This is a genomic window from Mesorhizobium sp. BAC0120, from assembly GCF_033542235.1.
Classification (GTDB): domain Bacteria; phylum Pseudomonadota; class Alphaproteobacteria; order Rhizobiales; family Rhizobiaceae; genus JAWRCU01.
This window is the reverse complement of sequence record NZ_JAWRCU010000004.1, coordinates 281,975-307,511: the sequence shown is the minus strand read 5'-3', so window position 1 is coordinate 307,511 and position 25,537 is coordinate 281,975. Positions and strand designations below refer to the sequence as shown.

25 protein-coding genes are annotated in these 25,537 nt (G+C 63.0%); 11 read left to right on the top strand and 14 right to left on the bottom strand.

Annotation, left to right across the window (positions count from 1 at the left end; all coding sequences use genetic code 11):
- Positions 1–220 precede the first annotated feature (220 nt).
- The gene (locus SAZ10_RS11850) at positions 221–664 is read right to left on the bottom strand and encodes a YcgN family cysteine cluster protein (RefSeq protein WP_318609414.1); all 444 of its coding nucleotides are present in this window, start codon (positions 662–664) and stop codon (positions 221–223) included.
- A gap of 277 nt (positions 665–941) precedes the next feature.
- On the opposite strand from SAZ10_RS11850, the gene SAZ10_RS11845 reads away from it, so the two are divergent.
- Together SAZ10_RS11845 and SAZ10_RS11840 are read left to right on the top strand one after the other, a co-directional pair.
- A complete protein-coding gene (locus SAZ10_RS11845) occupies positions 942–3,089 on the top strand; it encodes an OmpA family protein (protein ID WP_318609413.1) in 2,148 nt (715 codons plus the stop codon).
- Positions 3,090–3,284: 195 nt separating this feature from the next.
- Positions 3,285–3,815 (top strand): TIGR00645 family protein, encoded by a 531-nt coding sequence (locus SAZ10_RS11840; RefSeq protein WP_318609412.1) that lies wholly within the window; start codon positions 3,285–3,287, stop codon positions 3,813–3,815.
- 34 nt (positions 3,816–3,849) lie between these two features.
- On the opposite strand, the gene SAZ10_RS11835 is transcribed toward SAZ10_RS11840, so the two are convergent.
- Both SAZ10_RS11835 and SAZ10_RS11830 read right to left on the bottom strand, forming a co-directional pair.
- Positions 3,850–4,719, bottom strand: a complete 870-nt coding sequence (locus tag SAZ10_RS11835; RefSeq protein WP_318609411.1) for an NAD(P)-dependent oxidoreductase — start codon at positions 4,717–4,719, stop codon at positions 3,850–3,852.
- Positions 4,720–4,802: 83 nt separating this feature from the next.
- Positions 4,803–5,228, bottom strand: a complete 426-nt coding sequence (locus SAZ10_RS11830) for a VOC family protein (protein WP_318609410.1) — start codon at positions 5,226–5,228, stop codon at positions 4,803–4,805.
- A gap of 69 nt (positions 5,229–5,297) precedes the next feature.
- On the opposite strand from SAZ10_RS11830, the gene SAZ10_RS11825 reads away from it, so the two are divergent.
- Positions 5,298–5,915 carry a TetR family transcriptional regulator gene (locus SAZ10_RS11825; protein ID WP_318609409.1) on the top strand — a complete coding sequence of 206 codons (618 nt, stop codon included), beginning with the start codon at positions 5,298–5,300 and terminating at the stop codon, positions 5,913–5,915.
- Positions 5,916–5,967: 52 nt separating this feature from the next.
- The gene (locus SAZ10_RS11820) at positions 5,968–6,618 is read left to right on the top strand and encodes an SRPBCC family protein (RefSeq protein WP_318609408.1); all 651 of its coding nucleotides are present in this window, start codon (positions 5,968–5,970) and stop codon (positions 6,616–6,618) included.
- On the opposite strand, the gene SAZ10_RS11815 is transcribed toward SAZ10_RS11820, so the two are convergent.
- The 7 genes from SAZ10_RS11815 to SAZ10_RS11785 form a co-directional block, all read right to left on the bottom strand.
- Positions 6,611–6,907 carry an HlyU family transcriptional regulator gene (locus SAZ10_RS11815; protein ID WP_318609407.1) on the bottom strand — a complete coding sequence of 99 codons (297 nt, stop codon included), beginning with the start codon at positions 6,905–6,907 and terminating at the stop codon, positions 6,611–6,613. The two genes, SAZ10_RS11820 and SAZ10_RS11815, sit on opposite strands and share 8 nt — an antisense overlap.
- Positions 6,908–7,125: 218 nt before the next feature.
- Positions 7,126–7,794, bottom strand: coding sequence for a PadR family transcriptional regulator (locus SAZ10_RS11810; protein WP_318609406.1), 669 nt, complete (start codon positions 7,792–7,794; stop codon positions 7,126–7,128).
- Positions 7,795–7,926: 132 nt separating this feature from the next.
- The gene (locus tag SAZ10_RS11805) at positions 7,927–8,349 is read right to left on the bottom strand and encodes a secondary thiamine-phosphate synthase enzyme YjbQ (RefSeq protein WP_318609405.1); all 423 of its coding nucleotides are present in this window, start codon (positions 8,347–8,349) and stop codon (positions 7,927–7,929) included.
- Between the two features lie 82 nt (positions 8,350–8,431).
- Complete coding sequence (locus SAZ10_RS11800) at positions 8,432–8,725, bottom strand: GYD domain-containing protein (protein ID WP_318609404.1); 294 nt, start codon at positions 8,723–8,725, stop codon at positions 8,432–8,434.
- A 187-nt stretch (positions 8,726–8,912) separates the two neighbouring features.
- The gene (gene rpoD, locus SAZ10_RS11795) at positions 8,913–10,931 is read right to left on the bottom strand and encodes an RNA polymerase sigma factor RpoD (protein ID WP_318609403.1); all 2,019 of its coding nucleotides are present in this window, start codon (positions 10,929–10,931) and stop codon (positions 8,913–8,915) included.
- Between the two features lie 310 nt (positions 10,932–11,241).
- On the bottom strand, positions 11,242–13,182 hold the full coding sequence (dnaG, locus tag SAZ10_RS11790; protein ID WP_318609402.1) for a DNA primase: 1,941 nt from the start codon (positions 13,180–13,182) through the stop codon (positions 11,242–11,244).
- Positions 13,183–13,386: 204 nt separating this feature from the next.
- On the bottom strand, positions 13,387–13,806 hold the full coding sequence (locus tag SAZ10_RS11785) for an RcnB family protein (RefSeq protein ID WP_318609401.1): 420 nt from the start codon (positions 13,804–13,806) through the stop codon (positions 13,387–13,389).
- A gap of 312 nt (positions 13,807–14,118) precedes the next feature.
- Between SAZ10_RS11785 and SAZ10_RS11780 the strand changes: the two genes are divergently transcribed.
- From SAZ10_RS11780 to SAZ10_RS11760, 5 genes are all read left to right on the top strand, one after another.
- Positions 14,119–15,780, top strand: a complete 1,662-nt coding sequence (locus SAZ10_RS11780; RefSeq protein ID WP_318609400.1) for a Na/Pi cotransporter family protein — start codon at positions 14,119–14,121, stop codon at positions 15,778–15,780.
- A gap of 137 nt (positions 15,781–15,917) precedes the next feature.
- Entirely contained in the window at positions 15,918–17,102 is a 1,185-nt protein-coding gene (locus tag SAZ10_RS11775) for an MFS transporter (RefSeq protein ID WP_318609399.1), read from the top strand.
- A gap of 83 nt (positions 17,103–17,185) precedes the next feature.
- Complete coding sequence (locus tag SAZ10_RS11770) at positions 17,186–18,877, top strand: FAD-dependent oxidoreductase (protein ID WP_318609398.1); 1,692 nt, start codon at positions 17,186–17,188, stop codon at positions 18,875–18,877.
- Positions 18,877–19,185 (top strand): UBP-type zinc finger domain-containing protein, encoded by a 309-nt coding sequence (locus tag SAZ10_RS11765; RefSeq protein ID WP_318609397.1) that lies wholly within the window; start codon positions 18,877–18,879, stop codon positions 19,183–19,185. The genes SAZ10_RS11770 and SAZ10_RS11765 overlap by 1 nt, the downstream gene beginning before the upstream one ends.
- Positions 19,182–19,343, top strand: coding sequence for a hypothetical protein (locus tag SAZ10_RS11760; RefSeq protein ID WP_318609396.1), 162 nt, complete (start codon positions 19,182–19,184; stop codon positions 19,341–19,343). The genes SAZ10_RS11765 and SAZ10_RS11760 overlap by 4 nt, the downstream gene beginning before the upstream one ends.
- A 27-nt stretch (positions 19,344–19,370) precedes the next feature.
- Here the strand turns inward: SAZ10_RS11760 and SAZ10_RS11755 are convergent, their stop codons facing one another.
- The 3 genes from SAZ10_RS11755 to SAZ10_RS11745 all read right to left on the bottom strand — a co-directional run bounded on the left by SAZ10_RS11755 (position 19,371) and on the right by SAZ10_RS11745 (position 22,133).
- The gene (locus tag SAZ10_RS11755) at positions 19,371–20,222 is read right to left on the bottom strand and encodes a hypothetical protein (protein WP_318609395.1); all 852 of its coding nucleotides are present in this window, start codon (positions 20,220–20,222) and stop codon (positions 19,371–19,373) included.
- An 86-nt stretch (positions 20,223–20,308) separates the two neighbouring features.
- Positions 20,309–21,328 (bottom strand): OmpA family protein, encoded by a 1,020-nt coding sequence (locus SAZ10_RS11750; RefSeq protein WP_318609394.1) that lies wholly within the window; start codon positions 21,326–21,328, stop codon positions 20,309–20,311.
- Positions 21,329–21,515: 187 nt separating this feature from the next.
- Positions 21,516–22,133: a TetR/AcrR family transcriptional regulator gene (locus SAZ10_RS11745; protein ID WP_318609393.1), complete on the bottom strand. Its 618-nt coding sequence runs from the start codon at positions 22,131–22,133 to the stop codon at positions 21,516–21,518.
- Between the two features lie 109 nt (positions 22,134–22,242).
- Between SAZ10_RS11745 and SAZ10_RS11740 the strand changes: the two genes are divergently transcribed.
- Entirely contained in the window at positions 22,243–23,211 is a 969-nt protein-coding gene (locus tag SAZ10_RS11740; RefSeq protein WP_318609392.1) for an NAD(P)-dependent oxidoreductase, read from the top strand.
- A gap of 153 nt (positions 23,212–23,364) precedes the next feature.
- On the opposite strand, the gene SAZ10_RS11735 is transcribed toward SAZ10_RS11740, so the two are convergent.
- The gene (locus tag SAZ10_RS11735; RefSeq protein WP_318609391.1) at positions 23,365–23,814 is read right to left on the bottom strand and encodes a GatB/YqeY domain-containing protein; all 450 of its coding nucleotides are present in this window, start codon (positions 23,812–23,814) and stop codon (positions 23,365–23,367) included.
- Positions 23,815–24,068: 254 nt separating this feature from the next.
- On the opposite strand from SAZ10_RS11735, the gene carA reads away from it, so the two are divergent.
- Positions 24,069–25,271, top strand: coding sequence for a glutamine-hydrolyzing carbamoyl-phosphate synthase small subunit (gene carA, locus SAZ10_RS11730; RefSeq protein ID WP_318609390.1), 1,203 nt, complete (start codon positions 24,069–24,071; stop codon positions 25,269–25,271).
- Positions 25,272–25,537 lie beyond the last annotated feature (266 nt).

The following is a 25,537-nucleotide window of genomic DNA, read 5'->3' as shown; positions in this document are numbered from 1 at the left end:
GCTTTTTTTACCTGGTTCGCCGAAGCGATGCCGCGACCCTAGAGCGATCCAACTGAACGTTCTGGGAACCGGGCGTTCATCTGACGTTCATCTGCTCCAGCCCGGGGCAGCCACAGTCACGCCGGCAGGCTGATTCGCATCCAGCCGGCTGCCATCATGAGGAAGCTGTTTCGGGTTAAGGAAAACTTTCGAGGGGAGAAACCGCAGCCCGGACCGGACGTCATGGCTCGAATTCGAGCGTGTGGTCGAAATACTCGTCCGTGTCTTCAATATCGCTTTCGCTTGCCGTGACGCGTTCGCGCATCGACATGCCAGCCTGGTGGACCGTCTCCGGACTGCCCGAAATCAGATGATGCCACCAGTAAAGGTCCTTGCCCTCCGCGACGAGCCGATAGGCGCATGTCGACGGCAGCCAAGTGAGCGTGCGTACGTTCTCCGGCGTCAGCCTCACGCAATCGCTGACCCTTTCCAACCTGTGCTCGTAGTCCGTGCATCGGCAGAGGCCCGCGTCAAACAGACGGCAGCCGACGGTCGTCCAATATATATTGCCGGTATCCTCGTCCTCGAGCTTAGCCATGCAGCATTTGCCGCAGCCGTCGCACAACGACTCCCACTCCGAGGTGGTCATCTCCTCGAGGGTCTTGGTCTTCCAGAAGGGTTTCATTGCGCGGATTTGGTCCTGTGGAAGATCGCGGTCAAGGCCCCTGAGCATAATCCCGAAAAGTTGCAGACTATTCGGGTAAGATCATGCTGCAAAAGCAAAGAGCTAGAGCAGGATGAATGCGTCCATTCATCCTGCTCTAGCCACCTTTCAGCCGCCTTCCCGCCACGCAAAAGAGCCGGTGCCGCCCGGCGAGGGCCTCGAAGACGGCGTTCTCGGAACGAATTTAGATGCTTTGTGTTTCCGGCCACGTAAGTGATGATTTACCAAGGAGAATGGGATGAAATGTCGGTTCAAGCTTCTCGCGGGGTCGGCCCTGGGCCTGCTGCTCGCGGCTGCGCCTGGCGCGTGGGGACTGGCGAATGCCGCTTCGCCGCATGAGGCATCGACGCCGGCTCGGCACGTTGCTGGGGCTATGATGCTCGCACAGGACGAAACCGCGCCGAGCGACGAGCCGGAGGAGCAACTGCGGAGGCAGAAAGGCAAGCAGCAGGCCGCGCCTGAGCAGGCGACGCCCGAACAGGAGCAGCCCCGGACCGAGGAGGAATCGCCGCGCAGAAAGAAGGGCAAGCAGCAGGCCACCCCTGAGGGGGCGACACCCGAACAGCAGCAGCCCTCGGCCCAGGAGGAACCGCCGCGCAGGCAAAAGAGCGAGCAGCAGGCCGCGCCCGAGCAGGCGACACCCGAACAGCAGCAGCCCTCGGCCCAGGAGGAACCGCCGCGCAAGCAGAAGGGCAAGCAGCGAGCCGCGCCCGAGCAGGCGACACCCGAACAGCAGCAGCCCCCGGCTCAGGAGGAATCGCCGCGCAAGCAGAAGGGCAAGCAGCGAGCCGCGCCCGAGCAGGCGACACCTGAACAGCAGCAGCCCCAGGCTCAGGAAGAATCGCCGCGCAAGCAGAAGGGCAGGCAGCAGGGCGCGCCCGAAGAGGCTCCGCCCGCGTCGCAGGCTGAACCGGCTCCCCAGGCCGAACCCAATGTTGGAAAACCAAAGTCGAAAACCCGCGTCGAGCAGCAGACGCAAGAGGCAGAGCCCGAGAAAGCACCGGCCCCCGAATCAAAGCCCGTCCCGCCCAAGTCGACGACTCCGGCAGAACCGGAGACGCCTAACGCTGCTTCTGGTGAACCGGCTCCGCAGGGCACTCCGACGCAGCCCCAGGAGGCGGCCCCCACACCTCACAAAGGCCCTGGCAAGGAGCCTGAAGGCAAGGGGGGCGACACAAACGAGCCGCAGGCCGCTCCTGAGCAACCCGGCACGCAGCCCGACAGTACGGTGCAGCCCGATTCCGGCTCAGCCAAGGCACGGCCGGACGCCGCTCCCATGCTCGACAGCGCCAAGGAAGCGCCCGCCGCACCGGCCGGAAGAAACAGGCGCGGAACTGCCGAGACGATGGGCGGGGAAGCCGAGGCTCAGCCTCCTCGGCCGGCCACGCCGCCGGGTCCGCCACCTGCCGACGACAGGGCAGCGCAGGAGGCCGCACGCCCGGCCGAGCTCCAGCCGCTCACTGCAGAGCGAGGCAGGCGCATCGCGGAGCCGCCACCGCCGATCGAGTCGCGCCGGCGGCCGCAGGGCGTCGACGTGGTCCGTAAGATGGGCGACCGCGTGGTCGTTCAGTTCAACAACCAGAATTTCGTGGAGAGCAGCGACCGTCCGCGGCTGACGCGCCAGGCGCGCGATGTGCAGTATGAGGATCTGCCACGCAACCGCATCCGCGAGACCGTGGTTCGCGAGGACGGCACGCGGGTCGTCACGATCCGCAACAGCTATGGCGACATCGTCCGGCGCTCACGCATTACCCCCGATGGGCGTGAATACGTCCTCGCCTATGTCGACGACCGCTATTCCGATCGCCTTGAAGACTGGCGCGACCCTGGTCTGGAGTTGCCGCCGATGCAGCTCGACGTCCCCGAGGAAGATTACATCCTCGACGCCGACAATGTCGGAAATCCCGACACCTACTACGAGTTCCTCGAGCGCCCACCCGTCGAGCGTGTCAAGCGTCTCTACTCGGTCGACGAGGTCAAGCGTTCGGCCCGTATCCGCGACATGGTTCCGCGCGTCGAGCTCACGACCGTCAATTTCGGCTTCGGGTCGGCTGCGGTCGCCGAGAGCGAAATTTCGAAGCTGGAAGGCGTTGCCGAAGCCATGGAAAGGATACTGAAGAAGAATCCGGCCGAAACCTTCCTGATCGAAGGCCACACCGACGCTGTCGGGTCGGATGTCGCCAATCTGGCGCTCTCCGACCAGCGCGCGGAAGCCGTGGCGCAGGCGCTCACCAACGTCTTCGACATCCCGCCGGAGAACCTCGCAACACAAGGCTATGGCGAGCGCTTCCTCAAGATCAGGACCGACGGGCCGGAGCAGGCGAACCGGCGCGTGGTGATCCGTCGTATCACACCGCTGGTCGCGCCCGTTGCGAGCGCCGATTGATCGCATGACGGCCCGCCGTTGAAAGGCGGGCCGCCCTACACCAACTATTAAGCAGGGTTCCCTGCCCTATCCCTCCGAGAAGAGGGATGGCCCGGCCGGATACCCCCTCCTCCGGCCGGGCTGCTTTCGTCCTCCTCCCCTCTTGCAAGCAGTCCGCCCGCGCGAGACATAGGACCCCTGTTCAATGGAGCCCGCATGAAACGTCTCGAACTTGCCATCGAATCGGTGATTCTCGCCTCGCGCTGGCTACTCGTCGTCTTCTATCTCGGCCTGGCGCTGGCCCTTGCGGTTTATGCCGTGTCGTTCGGCGCCAAGCTCTATGAGTTCCTGTCGACGGTGCTCGTGATCAACGACACGACCACGATCCTGAAGATCCTCGGCCTGATCGACGCGGCGCTGGTCGCAAGCCTGGTCGTCATGGTCATCATCTCCGGTTATGAAAATTTCGTCAGCCGGTTCGACGAGCACGACGGCGAGATCCAGTGGCTCGGCACGATCGACGTCAGCTCGCTGAAGATCAAGGTCGCGTCGACCATTGTCGCGATCTCGTCGATCCACCTGCTGCAAGTGTTCTTGAACCACGCGCAATACACGACCGACCAGTTGATGTGGCTGACCATGATGCACCTCGCCTTCGTCTTCTCGGCGCTGCTGCTCGCTTTCATCGACCGCGTCACGGCACTCGCCAAAGGCAAGAAGAAGGACGCCGAAGCTCCGGATCTCTAGGCGGCGTGCGCTCATGAACGAGCGTGACGGATAGCTAATTGAAAACCCGCGACACCTGCGTCTCGGTCCGCTCGAACACGTCGTCCGGCACGAAGAAATCGCCGGCGAGAGGGCCCTTGGTGCCTGGCGCGTAGATGGAGAAGTCGATCACGCCTTCGGCCCTCAGCACCTCCTCGTCGATGAAGAAGTTGCCTGTCGTCTCGCGCGCCGGGCGGTTCAAGATCGCGTAGGCCGCATCGGCCATGATCGAGGGCGAGCGGCTCATTGCCGCGACGTTTGCCCCGCCAAGTAGATTGCGCACGGCGGCCGTATCGATCGCCGTCAGCGGCCACAGCGAGTTCACCGCGATGCCGTGTCTGGCGAATTCGGCGCTCATGCCCAGCGTGCACATCGACATGCCGAACTTCGCCATGGTGTAAGCGACGTGGTTCTTGAACCATTTGGCTGCCATGTCGAGCGGAGGAGCCAGATTCAGGATGTGAGGGTTCGCCGCTAACTTCAGGTGGGGAATGCATAATTTCGAGACGAGGAACGTGCCGCGCGTGTTGATTTGATGCATGAGGTCGAAGCGCTTCATGTCGGTCTCGAGCGTGCCCGTAAGCTGGATGGCGCTCGCATTGTTGACGCAGATATCAATGCCGCCGAAGCGCTCGACAGTCCTGGCAACAGCTTCGCCGACCTGCGCTTCGTCGCGTATGTCACAGATGGCTGGCAGCGCCTTGCCGCCGGCCTTCTCGATCTCCTCGGCCGCCGTATAGATCGTCCCCGGCAGCTTCGGATGCGGCTCGGCCGTTTTTGCCGCGATCGTCACATTCGCGCCGTCTCGCGCTGCCCGCAGCGCGATCGAAAGTCCAATGCCGCGCGAACCGCCGGAGATGAAAAGCGTTTTCCCTGCCAGCGACATTCCGTCCTCCGTATTCTCCGCACAGCGAATGGGGCCTGGCGATGATGCTAGCAAGCGGCTGAAGGCACAAGCGGGGAAATCGACTACTGCGGCAACGCCTCCGGCGCATATTGCTCAGCGAACGGGCCGCTCGGCGGAATGGGCTTGATCACGTCTATCATGACGCCGTTCGGGTCGGCGGTGATGAAATGCCGCTGCCCGAACTCCTCGTCGCGAAGGGTTCTGAGGATCGGCAGCCCGGCGGCCTTCACTTGTTCGTAGATCCGATCCGGGTCCTTCACCTCGAAATTGAGGATGAGCCCTGAGACCCGTCCTTGCCCCTCGACGGGGATCGTCTCGTGATCGCCAGCGACGATACCTAGATTGACGCGCTTGTCCTCGGCCGACTGCAGGTGGACGTACCAGTCGCTCTCGAACAGCGGGCGGAAGCGAAAATGTGCCTGGTAGAAGGCGGCAGTGCCCGCCACGTCCGGGGTGAGAATCACTGGATAGTATTGGGTCGTTCTCATTGCTTTCCTTCCCTGAGCAACTCACATACAGTCTGCATGTTTCCTTTCATTAACATACAGGCTGCATGTATGCAACGAGAAACCCGCCGGTCGAACAAGGAGCGAACCGAGGCGACCCGCGCGGCCCTGATTGAGGCCGCGCGACGACTGTTCGTCGAAAGGGGTTATGCGGAGACCGCGACCCCCGACATCGTGGCCGCGGCTGGGGTGACGCGTGGCGCGCTCTATCATCATTTCGCAGACAAGCAGGCGCTGTTCCGTGCCGTGGTCGAACAGGAGGCGGCCACCATCGCCGTCGAGATCGAGCGCCGCGCGCCTGCCACCTTGTCCGCAGCCGAGGCGCTGCTTGCCGGGGGCGACGCCTATCTAGACGCCATGCGAGAGCCGGGCCGCACCCGGCTGCTTCTGCTCGACGGCCCAGCAGTGCTGGGTCGCGAGGAGATGGATGCGATCGACGAGCGCCACGGCAACCGCACGCTCCGGGAGGGACTCGTGGCGGCCATGCGCAGGCGTGACATAAGCAACGTGCCGGTGGATGCGCTGACGGTCCTTGTCGGTGCAGCCTTCGATCGCGCAGCGCTGGCCATCGATAGAGGCGGAGATCGGGACGCCTTTCGTCTCGCCATGCGGGCCCTGATAGAGGGGTTGCTTGACGGCGGAACGCGTGCCCATGATGGTGACGGCTGACGCAACGTACGGTCGAGCGAATGCTCCCATGGCACTATCCTAGGAGGGACAGGTGCTCAGACTTCTGAAAGCGATTTTCTACCTGATCGTCACAGCCGCCATCATCATTCTCGGCGGTTCCTTCCTGCTGCCTTCGCAAGCGGTTGTGACGCGCTCCATGGAGATTGCCGCTCCGCCCGAAAAGGTCTTCGCCATCGTTGGCGATCTGCATCGCCTCCAGGAATTTTCACCCTGGGCCGAGCGCGATCCCAGCATGAAATACAACTATGAGGGGCCCCCAATCGGCATCGGCCAGAAGGTGAGCTGGGTGTCCGAAAACGTGAATATAGGCTCAGGCAGCCGGACGATCACCGAATATGATCCGCCGAGGCATGTTGTTTCGCAGCTCGATTTGGGCCCAAGAGGCAGGGCTGTGATGGTGTGGGGTCTCGAACCCTCTGGAACCGGCACCAGGGCGAGCTGGAGCCTCACATCCAAGCTCGACGGCATCGCGCCGCGCTGGTTTGGCCTTACGTTGGACACGCGGATCGGCCCCGAATTCGAGAGGGGTCTCGCCAAGCTGAAAGCAGCGGCGGAGAGAGCTGAGACGCCTGCCCCGGAAGCCGCTCCTGCCGTACCCAGTGACAGTTCACCAGCCGTCCCTGATGGAGGCGCCGCGGTCGCACCACCTAGCGGCAGCCCTTCGACCACAGTACCTAATTGAAAATCCGGTCGCCCTGCTCGTCGACGAGCTGCTGGCCCTTCTTGAGCGAAATGTCGACCGCGTCGTCGAGCGCGGCGAAGCGGTCGGCGCGGATGAAGCGGTGCTCCTTCATCACTCCGTCGATCTCCTTGGAGACGACGCCGCAGGTCTGGTACTGCCCCCCTTCGGCCTTGTAGGGCGTTGCCTGGATCAGGAAGCCCTTGTGCTCGATCTCCTTGGCGACGGCTACTGACGAAGCAGCGGTCTCCCCGCCCGAGGAAGACCCGAAGAGACGTCTTAGAAACGACATGGGCCACCTCCGTGATGACGTTGCACTGCGCCGGCGAACGGCCGGGATCAACTCTTCACTAGCGATCCCGCGACCAGCCGGCAAGTGAACTACAGCATCGGGCCGAACCGAAGCGACAGCGTCAGTGGACACTGCGCAGCGGTTCTCTGGACAAATCCGAAGAGCAAAAAAGAGGTAGAGCGGCGTGACGCTCCCATTGAGCGCACGCCGCTCTGACATCAGCGTCGAAAAAGTGCCTCCAGTGCCTCGGCGGTCTGCTCGAGGATATCGATTGCTTGCGCGCGCTTGTCGGCTTCCGCCTCGAGCGCATCGGCAAGGGCTGCCCTCAGCCTGCGCCGCACCGATTTCAGCTTGCGAATTCCTTCCGGCACGTCGCGCTCACGGCGGTCGCCGCCGTCATCGTCGTCACGCCAGTCGAACCATTCACGAGCACGGGCCATCTTGCGGCCGAAGCGCTCGAGGTGGTCGAGCACATGCTCTACGGCGACGCGGTTCTCGGCGAGATGCCTCCTGCCCTCATCGGTGATCGAGAAGATCTTCTTGTTGCCTTCGGTCGCCGAAGTGGCGTAGCCGGCCTCCTCGAGATAGGTCAGCGTCGGATAGACCACGCCGGGGCTCGGGCTGTAGAAGCCGCTCGACCGCTCCTCCAGCGCCCTGATGATGTCGTAGCCGTGGCGCGGCTGCTCTTCGAGAAGCTTCAGCGCGATCAGCCTGAGATCGCCATCACCGAGCATGCGCCCGGCGCGCAAAAAGTCGCCTCGGCCACCGCCTCGACCGCCGCCTCGAAAGCCGCGACCAAACGGCCCGAAACCGCCGTGACCGCCATGACTTGCGGCCATATGCCAGAAGGCCTGCCGGCCTCCCCAATTATGTCCAGATCCATGCATGTTGAAACCTCACATAGTGTCTTACGATATATCTTACGTAAGATCGGACGGGCGCCAGGTCAAGATATATCTTACGATACATCAGGCTTGCCCTCGAGCCCAGCGCTGCCCTAGGCCGCTGACGTGCAGCGGCTATGCGCTGAGGTGCAGCACCACTTCGCGCCGATGCGGTCGTTCGCGATGTTCGAAGAGATAGATCCCCTGCCACGTGCCGAGCGCGAGCCGCCCGCCGATGACCGGGATCGAAAGCGAAACCGCGTTCAGCGCCGCCTTGATATGAGCGGGCATATCGTCGGGGCCCTCCACCCGATGGGTGAGATAGTTCATCGAGGGATGGTCGGCTGAAGGCACGAGCCGGCTGAAAAAGGCCTCTAGGTCCCGGCGTACGTCGGGGTCTGCGTTTTCCTGGATGATCAGCGAGCAGGAGGTGTGGCGCACGAAAGTCGTAAGCAGCCCGGTCTCGACGCCTGCCTCGCCTGCGAACTGCTCCGCGCGATCGGTGAATTCATAAAGCCCCTGGCCCGATGTTGCGATCGTGAGGGTCGTCTGCAGCATCCTGCCGTTTTCCGTTGCGGCAGGATGCCTGTCAACCTGAATGCCTCGGGGCGAACGGTCTCAGGGTCCGCCGGCCTCTCGCTCAGCCGAGCGAATTGATGATCTCGCGATAGGCCGCCTCCGGAAACGCCTTCAGCGTGCGGGTACGCACATTGCCGCCACTACCTAGTGAAAGCGCGAAGCGGGCTGCGACCGCATCGTCCGGCGCATCGCAAACGGCCACCATGTCGTAGTCGCCCATGGTGAGATAGAACTCCTTGAAGGAACCTCCCATCTCCCCCAGCTGCTTCTTGGCGGCGTCGAGCCGCTTCGGCGACTCGCGCACATTCTTCACGCCCTGCTCTGTCCAGTTGATCAGCATGATGTAAGTGGTCACGTCGCACCTCCCTCCGGTGCCGCGACACGTCGGAAGCAATGTGCCCGGCGCCGGTTCAGTGCCCTCACCGCCTGAATGAATTATGATCCGCTAATATAGAGCCGGCAAGCGGGCGGCATTTCGGGAAGGGAAATAAAAAAGGGCGCCGTTGCGGCGCCCTTTCAATAACCTGCCTGATCGCCAAAGCTTAGCTGTCCAGGAAACTCCTGAGCTTCCGGCTTCGGCTCGGATGCTTGAGCTTCCTCAGGGCTTTCGCTTCGATCTGGCGAATGCGCTCGCGCGTCACCGAGAACTGCTGGCCAACCTCCTCGAGCGTGTGGTCGGTGTTCATGCCGATGCCGAAGCGCATTCTGAGAACCCGCTCCTCGCGCGGCGTGAGCGAGGCAAGAACCCGCGTGGTGGTCTCGCGCAAATTCGCCTGGATCGCTGCATCGATCGGCAGGATCGCGCCCTTGTCCTCGATGAAATCGCCGAGATGTGAATCCTCCTCGTCGCCGACCGGCGTCTCGAGGCTGATTGGTTCCTTGGCGATTTTCAGCACCTTCCGCACCTTCTCGAGCGGCATGGCGAGCTTCTCGGCCAGTTCCTCCGGCGTCGGCTCGCGGCCGATCTCGTGCAGCATCTGGCGGCTCGTGCGGACGATCTTGTTGATCGTCTCGATCATGTGAACCGGGATGCGGATGGTGCGCGCCTGGTCGGCGATCGAGCGGGTGATCGCCTGCCGGATCCACCATGTAGCGTATGTGGAGAACTTATAACCACGCCGGTACTCGAACTTGTCGACCGCCTTCATCAGGCCGATGTTGCCTTCCTGGATGAGATCGAGGAACTGCAAGCCGCGGTTCGTGTACTTCTTGGCGATGGAGATCACGAGGCGCAAATTGGCCTCCACCATCTCCTTCTTGGCAATCGCCGCCTCGCGCTCGCCCTTCTGCACCTGGTTCACGATCTTGCGGAACTCGGCGATCGGGATAGCGGTCTCGGTGGCGAGCAGCTGGATCTCGGAACGGATATCCTTGATCGTCTCCTTCTCGTTCTTCGTGAACTCCTTCCAGCCGCGGCCGGAAAGGTTGGAGATCGACTTCATCCAGTTCGGGTCGAGCTCGGACCCCTGATACTCCCTGAGGAACTCCTCGCGTCTGACGCCATAGCTCTCGGCGAGCCTGAGCAGCTTGCCTTCGTTTTGCACCAGCCGCTTGTTGATGTCATAGAGCTGCTCCACCAGCGCCTCGATGCGGGCCTGGTTGAGCGAAAGCGACTTCACTGCCGTGATCAGCTCGTCCTTGAGCTGCTTGTAGCGGCGCTCCTGGCTGGGCGAGAGCGTACCGGCGGCAGCGAGTCGGTTCTCAACCTGCTGGTCCTGCAACTTCCTGAGCTTCTTGTAGGTATCGGCGATGACGTCGAGGGTCAGCATCACCTGCGGGCGAAGCTCGGCTTCCATCGCGGCAAGCGACAGATTCGCCTCGTCCTCTTCGTCGTCCTCTTCTTCGGCGCGCGTCTCGCCGCCGACATTGGTGATGTCGTCGTCGTCGCGCTGCGATCGACGCGGCTTTTCTTCCTCGCGTGGCTTTTCGGCGCTTTCAATGCGCTCGACGACCGGCGCCTGCTTGGCCTCCGGGCCGGCATAGGTCGCCTCGAGGTCGATCACCTCGCGCAGCAGGATCCTCGATTCGTTGAGCTCGTCGCGCCAGATGATGATTGCCTGGAAGGTCAGCGGGCTCTCGCACAGGCCCGCGATCATCGTCTCGCGGCCGGCTTCGATTCGCTTGGCGATCGCGATCTCGCCCTCGCGCGACAAAAGCTCGACCGAACCCATCTCGCGCAGGTACATGCGCACGGGATCGTCCGTGCGATCGGTCGGCTCTTTCTTGGCGACCGTGGTCGCAACGGCCGTGCCGGTCTGCTCGGCAAGCTCGTTGGCGTCCTCTTCGGCGTCGGCTTCGGCAGCCTCCGCCTCCTCGCCGGCCTCTTCGTCCTCGACGACGTTGATGCCCATGTCGGACAGCATGGACATGGTGTCCTCGATCTGCTCGGAGGTAACTTCCTCCGAAGGCAGCACCGAGTTCAGCTCATCCATGGTGACATAGCCGCGCTTCTTGGCGGCCTTGATCATCTTCTTGACAGCGTCGTCGGAGAGGTCGAGCAGCGGGCCGTCAGTAGTCGCCTCGCGTTCGGTCTCGGCCTCTTCCTTTTCTGGTTTCGCCATGCTTTTCTTTCTCCAAGCGGCCGGATATAGCACGTCCCCATCGAGGGATCGGTTGAGGATACAGCTATGCCGCCCCCCGGCGCCCTTTGCGGACCCGCGGCGGCGGCATCGGTACCCGTTCAACCCTGTTGCAGCCGGCCGGTCGCCCGCCCTGCCCCTGCATCAAGTGCTCCGTCCCGTTTAAATAGGATGCGGACAAGGCCGCGCTTCACTCTCGACTTTATCGAATCGTCCTGATTCCGTCATTCCGGCGGCAGGTCAAGCGCCTCTTCCCTGATTCGCGTTAAAAAAGCGAATCAAATGCTACAAGTTACCGCGCCACACGCCCCGACGAGACGCCAAACCCGTCGACAAGCGCTTCCGGAGCCTGGACATCCCGGAATTGCGCCTGAATTTCGACGAGATGCCGATAATTCTCTTCTGTGGGGTCGGTTGCTAGCGCCGCTTCCGCCGCCTTGAGCTCCTTATGTAGAGCGCCGGCACTACGCTGCAAGTGGAGTGCCTGCAGGAAGGCTTCGCGCGCGTCCTCGAGGGCGGCGTCCTCGAGTGCCGGCCACAGCCGTGCCTTGCGCACGAGGCTCACCGCGCGCTCCCAGCTGTCGCCGAGGCCCGCATTTGTGAGCGCTTCGACCGTCGTAACACGATCGTTCGCAAGCCCGTGGGCATGTGCGTCGATCAGCGCCGACTGCAGCGAACGCAACTCGGCATGACTGAACTCCAGCCGCTCGACCTCTTCGAAATTCTCCTCGGCAAGCAGCGGATGGTTGATGAGCGCGACCACCAGCGCGGCTTCGCGCAGAGGCATGACGGCGCCGGCGCGCTTGACGAGCGCCGAGCGCGAAAGGCTCTCGGAGACGGCAAGCCGCCCTGTCGTCCGGCCGCCGCGCGCCCACTCCCGACCTTGCTCCGCTCCCCCTCGCCCCCTCGTTTTGTCGAATCCGGACTTGTCATAAGAACGCGAACGCTGGGCACCGAAGAATGCGTGCACGCGCTCGCGCATCTCTTGGCTGTAATGGTAGCGCAGGCTCTCGTCGCGGATGCGTCCGGCAAGCTCGCGCAGCGTCTTCTCGAGCTCGGCACGTCGCTCCGGCGTATCGAAGACCCCACCAGACGTCTCACGCATCCACAAGAGATCGGCGAGAGGCCGTGCCTCCGAAAGCACGGCCCGGAAGGCATCCGCCCCCTCGGCCCTGACGAGGTCGTCCGGATCCTTGCCTTCCGGGAGGAGCGCGAAGCGCACGGTGCGGCCCGGCTGGATCAGCGGCAGCGCCATGTCGGCGGCCCGCCATGCGGCCTTTAGGCCAGCCTGGTCACCGTCGAAACAGAGCACCGGCTCGCCCGCCATCCGCCACAGAAGCTCCAGCTGGTTCTCGGTAAGAGCGGTGCCGAGCGGCGCCACGACATTCTCGAAACCCGCCTGCGCCAGCGCAATCACATCCATATAGCCTTCGACGGCGATCACCGTGCCGTCCTTCTGCAGCGCCTTGCGCGCGCGGGCGAAGTTGAAGAGCACGTTTCCCTTATGGAAGAGCTCGGTTTCCGGCGAGTTGAGGTATTTGGCGGGCACATCGGACGAGAGTGCCCGCCCGCCGAAGGCGATGATCCTGCCGCGCGAATCAGGAATGGGGAACATGACACGGTCGCGGAACCGGTCGAAGGAGACCGGCACGTCATCGCCGTGAACCACCAGCCCGCAGGCTTCCATCTGCGCCTTGGAGATTCCCTTGAGGGCCAGGAATTCCTTCAGCGCGTTCTTGCTGTCCGGCGCATAGCCGAGCCGGAAAGACTGCTGCGTCGCCGACGACAATCCGCGATCCCGCAGGTAAGCGCGCCCCCTCGCCCCGACCGCCGACTGGAGCTGGTCCTGGTAGAAACTGGTCGCAAGCTCCATCACGTCCTGCAGGCTGGCGCGCTCGACGTCGCGCTTTTCTGCGTCCGGATCTCGCGCCGGCATTGGCACGCCCGCCATTTCGGCGAGCCGCTCCACCGCCTCCGGAAAGCTCAGCCCGTCATGCTCGGTGAGGAAGCGGAAATGGTCGCCCGAAGCCCCGCAGCCGAAGCAGTGATAGCGTCCTTTCTTGTCCTCACAGTGGAACGACGGGCTCTTCTCACCATGAAAGGGACAGCAGGCCCACCAGTCGCCACGCGAAACGTTGGTCTTTTTGCGGTCCCACGCGACCCGCGGCCCGATCACCGAGGAGATCTGCACGCGGTCACGGATTTCGTCGAGGAAGGAATTGGGGAAGCGCATTGGCAGCCTTTGGGCCCTTCATATACCGTTGTGCGGCATAATGAACGAGCGGATGTTCTCCGTACACGGTTTCCACAGTTGGACGCGGCTGACACAACTGCATTGCGCGGCCAAGTTGCGGACTGGCCTTCAGCCCATAGCACTTAACGATTAAGGGCGGCCCCTTGGACCGCCCTCCTCTATCCAGCCGATCCCTCGAACCGGTTAGTGCGCGGCGACCACGCCTGCAATGATGCCGCTCGCGATGCCGACCAGAAGGAAGTCATTGTCTACGCGAATCCACCTCTGGCCAGGGCCGGGACGATGCAGACCGTAGTGGCGATATTCAACCGGCCGATAGCGCTTCCAATTTGCGTATCTCTGTCCGTTTCGCCACTTGTTGTGCGCGACCGGCTTATTCGGCCACTTGTGCACTACTGTCCTGTCCCTATGCACTACCGTCCTGTCCTTGTGCACTACGGTCCTGTCCTTGACCACAACCCTCTTTTCGGCGTGCGGCTTCCAGTCCACTTGGACCAGGTTCGACTGAGGCCGGCTCGGCTCGATTAGCGGCGCCGCCTGACCCTGGAGGGTCGGGCCAAGGAGCGTCGCGGTGGCGAGAGCAGCGAGGATAAAGCGTTTCATGAAAGTCTCCTTCGTAACGCTCGCGAATTTATCGCTGCGAAGGTGAACTGAAACTGAACATGTTTATTACATTTCCGTAATGGGGTCTTAGGGTTAGACGCGGTTGATCACGTCCGATGTCAGCTGTCGCAACGGAACCTGGCCGCCTTTTTACCGTTCGCTTTGCCTGCCATGATTTCGCGCACAACAAGCGGAGTCGGGCAGTCAAGAGGCAGAAAACCTGCCGATTTTATTAGCCGACTAAGACGCTTTTGGTTATTGTGAGCTGACTTTGAACCTGATTTGTCCCGCGAAAGGCGGTTGCATGTTTCGATGAGCGGCTCGGTCATCCTCTTGCATCTCGGTGGGGCCGTGGCCCTGCTGTTGTGGGCTACCCGCATGGTGAGGACCGGCGTCGAGCGCGCCTATGGCGACCTGCTGCGCCACGAACTGCGCGCCACGATGCGGAACCCGCTTCTTGCGGTGATTGCGGGCGCAGCCCTTGCGATCGCCTTCCAGAGCTCCACCGCAGTTACCCTCCTCGTCGGTTCCTTCGCCGGCGCCGGCATCGTCGAGGGTATGATCGGTCAGCTTGCCGTGCGCGGCGCCGAGATCGGCTCAGCGCTCGTGGTCAAGCTCCTCAGCTTCGATCTCAGCCTGCTGGTGCCGGTCTGCCTGATCGTGGGAACAGCGATGTTCATGACCACCGAACGGCGCGCCTGGCGCCAGCTTGGCCGCATCCTCGTCGGCATCGGCCTTCTCATCCTGTCCCTGTTGATGATCGGCCAGGCTTCGGAGCCGCTCCGCGACAGCCGGCTGCTTCCGGTGGTCGTCGACTATTTCTCTGGCGATCCGATCACCGCCTACCTGCTTGCGGCCATCCTCACCTGGCTGTTCCATTCGAGCATTGCCGCGGTGCTCCTGTTGGTGACGCTCGCCGGCCGGGGCTTGATCCCAACCGAGCTCGGCATCGTGCTGGTGCTCGGCGTCAATCTCGGCAGCTCCGTCATCGCGCCGCTCCTCACCCGCCATGAGGCTCCGGGCGTGCGCGTCGTGCCGACTGCCAATCTGATGATGCGCGGCGCCGGCTCGCTGCTCATGCTGGTCGCCTTTCTGTGGCTGAAGCCGCCGGTCGGCTTTCTCGGTGCGACCGAAGCCACCCGGATCGTCAATGCCCATATTCTTTTCAATTGCCTGGTCTTGCTGGCAGGAGTGCCGTTCGCAGGATTGATCTATCGCGCCTCGGAGAAATTCGTGTCGCTGGGCGCACCGCCGCCTGCGGAGACCCTTGCTGCGACGGAGCTCAGCGCGCTCGACGAGAGCGTGCTGGACACGCCTCGCCAGGCGCTCGCCAACGCCACCCGCGAGGTGGTGCGGGTCTGCGAAACTGTCGAGATCATGTTGAAGCGCATCATCGAGCTCTACGAAGATGCAAGCCCACAGCAGATAAAGGCGCTCGCCGCCCTCGACGACCGTGTCGATCGCCAGTACGCGGCAATCAAGCTCTACCTCGCCAGGATGACGCAGCACACGCTTACCGAAGCCGAGGCGCTGCGCTGCCAGGAACTGATCGGCGCCTGCGTCAAGCTCGAGCAGGTCGGCGACATCATCGTGCGCAACATGCTCGTGCATGTGCGCAAGAAGTTCGATCGGGGCGTGGAATTCACGCGTGAGGGATGGAACGAGCTGCTTGCCTTCCATGCTTCAGTGCTCGCCAACGCCAGGCTCGCCTTCAACGTGCTGGTGTCGCGCGATGCCGAGACCGCGCGCCTCGTCGTGCGCGAGAAGGAGCGGCTTCGCGACCTCGAGAAGCGGTCGAGCCAGAGTCATTTCCAGAGGCTGCGCGCCGGCACGGCGAAGAGCCTCGAGACGAGCTCCATCCACCTCGATACGATCCGCGACCTGAAGGAGATCAATTCCCTGCTCGCCTCGATCGCCTATCCCGTTCTGGAAGAACAGGGCCTGCTCGGCGGCTCCCGGCTTAAGGCGAGTTGAAGTCCTGCCGTGACGAACCTCACCGCGCCCATGTTGAAGAAAACCTAAACTCTAGCCCAGAATTTGTGGATTGCGTGCGCCGGCGCTCCATGGTTTGAGGCCGCTTCAACCGAAACCGCCCCGCCGGCGGAGTTCTCATGCCGCTGCCCCTCATTGCTCTTTTTATCGCCGCATTCGCCTTTGGCACGACAGAGTTCGTGATCGCGGGGGTGCTGCCGCAAGTGGCGGAAGGGCTTGATGTATCAGTCCCTAGCGCCGGTTATCTTGTCTCCGGCTATGCACTGGGTATCGCGATCGGCGGCCCGCTGCTGACGCTCGCCACCGCACGGCTCTCCCGCAAGTCGCTGCTTCTTGGGCTCGCGATCGCCTTCACCATCGGACAGGCCGCCTGCGCGCTGGCGCCAAGCTTCGCTTCGATGCTTCTGCTCCGCTTCGCCATCGCGGTCGCGCACGGTGCCTATTTCGGGGTCGCCATGGTGGTCGCGACCAGCCTGGTGCCCGAAGCCCAGCGCGGCCGGGCCGTAGCCCTGGTCCTGGCAGGGCTCACCGTCTCCAACATCATCGGCGTGCCGGCCGGCACGGCAATAGGCAATCTCTGGGGCTGGCGATCCACCTTCTGGGCGATGTTCGCCCTCGGCCTGATGGCAACGGTGGCGATGATCGCATTGCTGCCGCGCGGTTCGCGATCGCCCGCGAGCCCCGCAGGCTTCATGAAAGAGGTGCGCGCGCTCGGTCGCCAGCAGGTGTGGACGTCGCTGATCATCATGCTGATGCTGATGATCGGCCAGTTCGTGCCATTCACCTACATCGCGCCGATGCTCAAGGAGGTAACCGGCCTGGGCGAGGAGTACGTGCCTTGGGTGCTGCTTCTCAACGGCGTCGGCTCGACGCTCGGCGTTTTCGTCGGCGGCAGGCTCGCGGACTGGAAACTGATGTCCTCGCTGATCGCGATGCTGGCGCTCCAGGCTGTCGTGCTCGCAACGATCTATGCCGTCAGCCCCTACCCTCTGCCGATGGTCGCGGCTCTGACGCTGTGGGGCGGGCTGAACTTCTCTATCGGCACCTGCGTCCAGACCCGGATCCTCGGCTGGACGGCCGACGCCCCTAACCTTGCCTCGTCGCTCATTCCTTCCGGCTTCAATATCGGCATCGCGCTTGCGGCTTTCCTCGGCGCGACGCTGCTCAACAGCGGCTTCGGTTATCGCAGCCTGCCGCTGCTCGGTATCGCGGCCATGATCGTGGCAACCGCCGTCGCGTTCACATCCCACGCCTCCGAGCGGCGCAGTGGCGCCATGCCGCCCCAGCCGGCGCCGGCGGAATAGCCGGCGATCTGAACAGGCCGAGGCCTCGCGTTGACGCTCCTATGAGTGATGCGTTCAACCTTCAAATCTGCTAGCAATGAGCCATGTCCCTCACTTCCGGTGCGACCTACATCACCCGCCGCGACCAGGCGTTTCCGATTCTGGCTGCGACCGAAATCGACCGCATGGGCCGTTTCGGCCAGGCGACCTCCTACGCGTCGGGCGAACGCATATTCAATGCCGGTGACGTGGCTCCGGGAATCGTCGTCGTCCTGGCGGGCAACGTGGAGATCAGTCAAAAGAGCAGCATCGGTCAGCGGGAGATCATCGTCACACATGGCCCCGGCGGTTTCGTCGGCGAGCTAGCACAGCTCTCTTCTAGGCCGTCGCTCGTTAATGCCGAAGCAATTGGAGCGGTAGAGGCGCTTGTCATCCCTTCGCAGAGACTGCGCGACCTCATTGTCCAGGAGGCCAATCTCGGCGAACGCATCATGAGGGCCCTGATCCTACGGCGCGTCGGCCTGCTGGAGAGCGGTGACAGCGGACCTGTCATCATCGGTCAAGTGGACGGCGCCGACGTGTTGCGGCTGCAAGGCTTTCTTGCACGCAATGGTCTGCCGCTTCGCGTGCTGGATTCGGCAAGTGACCCTTGTGCGAAGACGATGATTGAGCGGTTTGATGTCGACCCTCATCATCTGCCGATGGTGCTGTGTCCGAACGGTCGGCTTCTGCTAAATCCTGGGGAGATCGAGCTCGCCCGCTGCCTCGGCCTGGTGCGTCCAATCGATGCAACGAGGCTCTACGACGTGGCGATCGTCGGTGCAGGACCGGCCGGTCTGGCTGCAGCAGTCTATGCCGCGTCGGAGGGATTATCGGTGCTGGTGCTCGATTGTCGGGCTTTCGGCGGACAAGCCGGCGCCTCCGCACGTATCGAGAACTACCTCGGCTTCCCAACAGGAATTTCAGGAATGGCGCTCATGGCGCGCGCCTACAACCAGGCCCAGAAGTTCGGCGTAGAGACGGCGATACCGGATGAGGCGATGCAGCTGATCGATGCGCCGGATACAACCGGCGAGTATCATCAGCTGAGCGTCGGTGACGGCGAGATGGTCCGGGCACGAACCGTCGTCTTGGCGAGCGGCGCGCGTTATCGCCGCCTCGATATGGCCAACCTCGCCGAGTTCGAAGGAACATGCGTGCACTACTGGGCCTCCCCGATCGAAGCCCGGCTCTGCAGCGGTCAGGAGGTGGCGCTGGTTGGGGCAGGCAATTCCGCCGGGCAAGCGGCTGTTTTTCTCTCAGGTCAAGCGAGGAAGGTATGGCTGCTAGCGCGCCGCGAGAGCCTTGAGGCGAGTATGTCAACCTACCTCGTCGAGCGCATCAAAGCGCAGCCGAACATTGAAGTGCTGACGAATACTGAGGTTACGGCCCTGGAAGGCCAGGGAGGCGTTCTAGAAGCGGTTCGCTGGCGACGCCGCGATGACGACAGAGAAATGGCGCGTGCCATCCGACATCTATTTTTGTTCATTGGCGCTGAACCGAACACCGACTGGCTCGTGCGAAGCGACATCGCGCTGGACGATAAGGGGTTCATCCGCACCGGAGCGCTCGCGGGCCAGGAACACCCGCTGGAGACGAAGCGCACCGGGGTCTTCGCCATCGGCGACGTGCGCTCTGGATCGATCAAACGCGTGGCAGCCGCTGTCGGTGAAGGTGCACAGGTGGTGGCAGCGCTGCACGCTCGGCTCGCACAAAATGGCCGCGCCACTGCGCCTGAACTGGTGAGGAGAGTCTGATGGCATTCGAATGCAGCCACGCCGCAGACATCCGAGATGTTACCCCGAGCGCGCTCGGCTGCGAGGAATGCTTGAAGAGTGGCTCGGCTTGGGTGCACCTGCGTCTTTGCCGCACCTGCGGGCATGTCGGCTGCTGCGACGACTCACCCAACCGCCATGCCACGAAACACTTTCGGGCGACCGGCCACCCCATAATCGAGGGTTATGATCCGCCCGAGGGGTGGGGATGGTGCTATGTCGATGAGGTCTTTCTGGACCTCGGCGATCGTGTCACGCCGCAGAACGGTCCCATCCCGCATTTCTATTGAGCCATCTCAAAGGCGCGGTCGAGGGAGAGGCGGCTACAGCCCGGCGATACGACAACTACGCCTCCGAGCGGCGCAGCGGCGCCATGCCGCCCCAGCCGGCGCCGGCGGAGGAGCGGAGGGCTGAAATGCCGAGGCTTATCGACATCTCGGACGAATGAGACCTGCGCGCAGACACCGTGGCGCTCTCATCCCGGATTGAGCGCCTGCTGCAGAAACGGCGTCACCACGGTCGATTCCACCAGCTTGTTCAGCAGCGCGTGCTGGTCTGGCAGGTGGTGGATGTTGCGCTTGTTGCCGCGAAAGTGAAGCACGTAATGGACGAGCTCGTGCGCAAGCGTGACGATGAAAGGATTGTTGCCCTCGACCACCGGGATCCCCGGTTTGTCGGCGAGCGCGATCACGTCGCCCAAATCGGTGAAGAATGTTCCGCCGGCGTGGCCGCTCCCGCTCCATTTGCCGACCAGGAACACAGTCACGTCCGCGAGCGCGTCCTTATGCTGGGCGATGTAGGTCCTGAACGCCACGTCGTTTACTGGACTGCCCAGCTGCCTGTTGATCTTCACCGGCTCTGCCTTTTGCAGCTCGAACCAGACATTGGCCTGTCCTCCCAGGATCCAGTCTAGGTCGGAGATCCATTCGGGTACGAACGCCGGATCCTTGTGGGTGACGGGCAACATGTTTCCGCGCTCGTCGAGATGGTGCAGGAACTTGAAGGTAATCTCGGACACCAGGGGACGACTGACGTACACTTCCTGCCTGACGCGACCGGCCTTGAGCCAGGATGCGCCTGCATGCCTGGAATCGACGGAAAGCAGGATGCCGCCGTTTGCGATCTCCAGCAGGATGGCCGTCCCGAGCTCTCCGCTGAGACCGTTCCGGCGCGAGCCAGTCAAGTCGAAGCCCGCGAGATATCTGTCGAGCGCGGCGCTGACCCCGGCCTTGTCGATCTGCGTGATGCTGAGCCCCGGCCCGGCCGCGGGCCAGTGTCCGCCAGCGTTGCGAAGCAGGACCAGGCTCGGACGCTGAATCGGGATCATGAGGGTCGGCCTGACATCCCATGTCCATTTAGCAACGCCGATTTCTTTCCAGACTCTGCAGAAGCTTGGCTGCATGAAGACCCTTCCTATGGAGCGCGGGGCACCCACTTGTTCGTCGGGCTCTTCAGCCACCCTTCGTAGCGGCGCTCGATCTCATCGCGCGAGATGTTGAGGCCCTTCCGTTTGGCGGCCAGCTCGATGTCACTGATGATCTCGGGCCGAATGGCGTTCATCACGGCCCAACCATCCGGCCGATCATTCGTCCAGCTGTTCGGCCAGCCTGTCACCGGGTTCCAGGGTGAGGGAACCCCCTTGACCTTGGGCGAGGGAGCATAATCAGCGGCGACTTTGGTGAACGCCCCCAGCGCATAGAGCAATGCCGCTCGCCTAGCCGCCTGGTCGAATGCCTTGTCCCAATCGACATTAGGCTGATTGAGCGCGTCGATAACGCCGATCGACTGCCACTGGATCATGACGACAACCGAGCGGTCGCGCTCGTCTTCGTCGAGCGATTCCAGCAGCGGCCAGGCATCGCGATATTGGGCAGTCTTCGATACCTGGTCCTTCTCACCCGAGCCGCCCGCCTTGAAGAAGAAGACGGACGGTTTGGCGAGCTTGCGCAGGTATCTGTCGATCTCGGCGGCCCGGCGCTCGGACAGGATCTGGTTGTCCGCGTCGCTGCCCGTCCTGCTTGCATAGCCGATGACGCCGATATGGAGGTCCAGTCCCGGCGTATTCATCAGGGGACCGACCGCGCCATCGAGCACTTTCAGGTGCTCGGGTTTCGGGCGGTGGTCGTTGATGTCGTAGTTGTAAAGCAGCAGGAACGCGAAATTCTTCATCGGCGACGGCAACCCGAAGGCCAGGCCGCGGCTGGTCTTGCGCGGATCGGGCGTACCCTTTCCGGCCATCTGCGCCATGACCTCGTCGCGGATGCGCAGCCACCGGTTGGCGAGATCGTGGTCCTTCTTGGGATCGAGAGTGCGGCTGATCCCAGTCCTCTCCTTCAACCGCTTGTCGACCTCCTGGTCCACGTCTGCCCGTTCAGCGGCCGGCAGGTTTCTGTAGCGTTGCGACCAGACGGTTGGAATGTAGACATCGCCCATGTTCGCCTCGTGACAAAGCCGTGAACCCTGTGCGTGTCGGGCAGGATATATAACGAAGCGTTTCCGCCTGATGCCGTGCCGAGCCGGGGCATCCGGCCAAATGTATCAGCGCGGTTACAGGCGCGCTGTCGTTGGATTTCCAGCACCACGGGTCGCCAGTCGCCGAGACGATGCTGGCTTGATCGGGCTAGCATGGATCTCGTCGCCCGAGACCCAAGGCACTTTCCGCGAACTCCCGCCATGCCGAGAGGAAATCCTCGTCTGCGACGTCGATCGCCTTCTCTCCCCAAAGGGCTTCGAAAGCCCGGAACATGGCCAGGCTTCCGACAAGAACGGCCGCAGACGCCCGGCTGTCCTTGACCTGGAAACGGCCCAGGGCTTGCTGGCGCTCGAGCCATCGCGCCAGGCCTTGATAGGTGGCTCGCATGACGCTCTCGCGTACGCGCTGCTGCAGCTCCGGGAATTGCTCCAGGTCACGCCAGAAGATGCGCAGTTCGGAGCGCCGCTCGGCCATCATTTGAAGGGTCCTCTGGCCTATCCAGGCCAACGCTTCCCGTGGCGGCAAATCGTGGTCGGCAAGATGCGACTGAGCGGATTTCGCGGCGGCGATGTAGTGCTCGACGATGGCTTCGAGCAGCGCCTTCTTCGAGGGGAAGTGCTTGTAGAGGGCACCGGAATTCGGAGAAAGGCCGGCGGCCGCCTGGATCTCGGGGATCGAGGTGCGTTCATACCCCTTCTCAGCAAAGAGGCGCAGCGCCGCTTGGAATACCCTTTCGGCTGCTTCCGTTCGAATTCCGCTTTTCATGGCCCTTCTGCTCGCCCTCCGGAAGCCTGCCGAACGCTATTGAGCTTTCTTGCATGCTAGCCTATGTCTTTTGGAAAGTGAATGGTCTCTCACCGATTGGAGATATGCCATGCGGGTGTTTCTGGCCGGAGCCACCGGTGCGATCGGCAGGCCGCTCCTGCGGCAATTGATCGATCGGGGGCATCAGGTGACCGCAACCACACGAAGCGCCGAAAAAGCGGAACAGCTCGGCAGCGTCGGTGCAATCCCCGTTGTCCTTGACGGTCTCGACGGGGCCGCCGTCGCCAAGGCCGTCGCCCAGGCACGCCCGGACGCGGTTGTGCATCAGATGACGGCGCTGGCAGGCAGACCGGATCTCAAGCATTTCGACCGCTGGTTCGCCGCGACCAATGCGCTCAGGACAATGGGAACCGACAATCTGCTTGCCGCCGCCGGGGCAGCAGGAGTGGAATGCCTTGTTGCCCAGAGCTTTACCGGCTGGAACAATATCCGTGAGGGCGAGCCGGTGAAAACCGAAGATGATCCGTCCGATCCCCGCCCGGCAAAGGCTCAGGTCGAGTCGCTTGCAGCCCTCCGCCATCTTGAACACGCGGTGACCGAGGCGCCCTTGAGAGGTATCGTGCTCCGCTTCGGCGCCTTCTACGGGTCCGGAGCGTCGGAAGACATGATCGAGCTCGTCCGCAAGCGGATGTTCCCCATCCTCGGAAGCGGAGCAGGCGTATGGTCATGGATCCACGTCGACGATGCCGCCGCCGCAACTGTAGCGGCCCTGGAGCATGGTCGTCGCGGCATATACAACATTGCCGACGACGAGCCGGCCAAAGTCTCGGATTGGCTGCCATATTTCGCGGACGCCGTCGGGGCGCCACGCCCGCTTCGTTTGCCTGCCTGGCTGGGGCGCATCCTTGCCGGGCAAGCGGCCGTTCAATGGATGAACGAGGGCCGCGGAGCTTCGAATGCGAAGGCCAGGCGTGAACTCGGTCTGCAGCTCAAATTTCCGACATGGCGCGAGGGTTTCCGCTGCGGTCTGCCCGGATCCGCGCCAATGGCCGAAAAGCGCCTGAACGCAGCGGCATGAACCCGCTAGGGGGCAGCCCAACCGCGCACCTGCCCGAACCTTCATCATCGCGGCTGCTCTAGCCCCCCACCGATGAGCCTGCCGAAAAGCATCGATATCGGCTCTGCCAGATTCTTCGACGATCCATACGACGGCACTGCGGCGACTGGGCTGCTATCCGAGCAGCCGCTTCACCGTCCCGCTCGCCTTGCCAAAATCCATCTGTCCGGCGAACTTCTCGCGCAGCGCCGTCATCACTTTGCCCATGTCCTTAGCACCGGCCGCGCCAGTCGAAGCGATAGCACCCTGAATGGCTTTCTCGACCTCTTCGTCGCTGAGCTGTTTCGGCATGAAGCCGCGGATGATCTCGATCTCGGCGCGCTCCTGCGCAGCGAGTTCCGGCCGGTTGCCCTCGTCAAAAGCCTTCGCCGAATCCTCGCGCTGCTTCACCATCTTCGCGAGCAGTTGTGTGATCTCCTCGTTCGTGGCGGCTCCTTTGCCGGTGCCGCGATTGGCGATGTCGCGGTCCTTGATCGCCGCCTGCATCATGCGCAGCGTCGAGACGCGGCTCTTGTCCTGCGCCTTCAATGCCGTCTTCAAAGCTTCATTGATCGTCTCGCGCATTTCCCAAGCCTTCCTGATGATTTCTCGAAGGATAACCTTGCCCTGCGGTCCGCGCAATCGTGCTTCCCAGCCCCAAGCCTTTGTTTTGGTTGAAGAAACGAATTCAGTCGCTGGAAGTTGACCGGACGATATCGATCCCCTATTTACCAGATCTCGCATGAACTCGTGTTTGCCCGCCTTTGCGTCCGCGCCTTTTGCGCGGCCAGTGCCCCGGCGCGCGAACATGAAGCATGCCCTAATTTGTGGAGAGCCCTATGTCCGATATCACCGCTCCCTGGGGGATCGAAGCGCCGACGGCGCTGCTCGTTCTTGCCGACGGCACGGTGATCGAAGGGCGAGGCCTGGGCGCCACCGGCAGCGCCGTGGCCGAAGTGTGCTTCAACACGGCACTCACCGGCTATCAGGAAATTCTCACCGACCCCTCTTATGCCGGCCAGATCGTCACCTTCACCTTCCCGCATATCGGCAATGTCGGGGCAAATGACGAGGATATCGAGGACCTGGTGCCTGCCGCCCGCGCCGGCGCCGTCGGCGCGATCTTCAAGGCCGACATTACCAATCCGTCGAACTACCGGGCCGCGACCGATCTCGACGAGTGGCTGAAGCGGCGCGGCGTGATCGCGCTTTCCGGCATCGACACCCGCGCGCTGACGGCGCTGATCCGCGAAAAGGGTATGGCGAACGCCGTCATTGCCCATTCGCCCGACGGCAAGTTCGATATCGATGATTTGAAGCGGCAGGCGCAAGCCTGGTCCGGTCTAGTCGGGCTCGACCTCGCCAAGGAAGTGACATCCGGACAGTCGTCCGTCTGGCACGAGACGCCCTGGGTCTGGAACGAGGGCTATGGTGAGCAGGAAGACCCGCAACTCCATGTCGTGGCTGTCGACTACGGCGTGAAGCGCAACATCCTGCGCCTGCTTGCGGGCCTTGGCGCCAAGGTAACGGTCGTGCCGGCAAAGACCGGCGCCGACGAGATCCTCGCCATGAAGCCCGACGGCATCTTCCTTTCGAACGGGCCTGGTGACCCGGCTGCGACAGGCGAATATGCGGTGCCCGTCATCCAGGACCTGCTCAACACGGAATTGCCGATCTTCGGCATCTGCCTCGGCCACCAGATGCTGGCGCTGGCGCTCGGCGCCAGGACCGAGAAGATGCACCAGGGCCACCACGGCGCCAATCACCCGGTGAAGGACCACACCACCGGCAAAGTCGAGATCGTCTCGATGAATCACGGCTTCGCGGTCGACGCCGATTCATTGCCCGAAGGCGTGGAGGAGACCCACGTTTCGCTGTTCGACGGCTCGAATTGCGGCATCGCGCTGACCGGCCGGCCCGTGTTCTCGGTGCAGCACCATCCCGAAGCATCGCCCGGCCCGCAGGATTCGCACTACCTCTTTCGTCGCTTCGTGAATCTGATCCGGGAGCGCAAGGGCGAGCCTGCTCTGGCGGAGTGCTAGATCGGGCGTTGCCGCGCATGGCAGGCCGGCAACGCCGCTGCAGGGCACGCTGCACGGCTGAACTTCGTCCGACACGCCGGCGAGCTTAGCTTCGAGGCAGGCGCCATACGCGACCTGCTGGCGACGAAGTACGAGCCGAGTTGATGAATTGCGCGACCGCCCGTTGCCGGGATTGCTCCCCGCATCGCGCACATGGCTGTCGATTAACTGGCGTCTCGCCATGTCCCCATCAGAAACAGACACTTGATTGTAAGACTCTCGCGTGA